The 360-nt window shown below is 35.3% G+C and carries 1 protein-coding gene; it reads left to right on the top strand.

What is annotated here, in order from left to right:
• Positions 1-360: hypothetical protein (locus AB4Y90_RS18290; protein ID WP_441558978.1), on the top strand; the 360-nt coding region annotated here is incomplete at both ends.

Below are 360 nucleotides of genomic sequence, written 5' to 3'. Positions count from 1 at the left end.
TGCAAAAACTACTCAATTTAGAATTAAAAATGAAGTTCCCGCCATGTTTTCTTTAGGAAATACGGAGGCAAATGTTTTGGCAATACGGTTTCTTCCGATCACAAAAACTAAAAAAACGGTTGTCAACTACAGTCCTGTTGCGCTTGATGTAGAATTGATTGCTGCAAATGATTTTCTGGCTGATAAAGTTGAGATGATGCAGGTATTTAATTTTATTGCAATGCTCATCTGCGGAATTTTCTTTGCACTCGGGTTTGTTCACCTGCTGTTATTTTTATTTTATCGAAAAGCGATTTATAATCTATATTTCTCGACCTACAACCTATCTATTGGTTTGCTGAGTTACATGCTGAGTTACAT

It is taken from the genome of Chryseobacterium sp. 2TAF14 (genome assembly GCF_052115105.1).
In the GTDB taxonomy this organism is placed as follows: Bacteria; Bacteroidota; Bacteroidia; order Flavobacteriales; family Weeksellaceae; genus Chryseobacterium.
The sequence above is the reverse complement of the archived record's forward strand: the minus strand, read 5'-3'. Positions and strand labels throughout refer to the sequence as shown.